The following is a 623-nucleotide window of genomic DNA, read 5'->3' as shown; positions in this document are numbered from 1 at the left end:
ACAAACGGCAACGGAATACTTGACGGAGATGAAGTTTACACTCAATCAAAAAATCAGTCTGTTGAGACTTATGACAAAGCGATTACGGAAATCAAGGTTGACATGGACACAAACGGCAGTCTTGAAAGAAATCTTACAATTGAAAGTATGTACGGAATTGACGCAATGTCAAGCGATGTATATGCCATGATAGGCGAGCCGTTTAACTTTACTTCGGAAACAAGCTTTGAATCTGCTACAATTACCTTTAAAATTGATAAATCAAAGCTGGGCGATACTAAGTTTGACAACTTAATTATTCTCTGGTATAATGAAGAAAAACAGATTTTTGAAGAAATGCCCACAACCCGAAACTGGGAGAACTCAACCGTAAGCGCCACAACTACTCATTTTTCACAATACATGATTGTTGACAGCGAGAAGTGGTATGACAATTGGGAAGAAAGTTTCATGGAACTGCGGAAGATGTGGAGTAGCCATACTACATATTATAAGGCAATGAACACTATTTTAGTGGTGGATTGCTCATGGAAAATGGACAGCGCAGACCCGATCAGCTATTCTATTGAGGTTGGATATAACGGAGTTACAGAAGAAAACCATACCGAAATTCTATCTCATAT

1 pseudogene is annotated in these 623 nt (G+C 38.5%); it reads left to right on the top strand.

Annotated elements, in window-relative coordinates:
* Positions 1 to 623 (top strand): annotated as a pseudogene (locus ACYQ0N_RS15370) (hypothetical protein); the annotation flags it as partial.

This window comes from Ruminococcus sporogenes (assembly GCF_054655175.1).
This window is presented reverse-complemented; position numbering and strand designations above follow the sequence as displayed.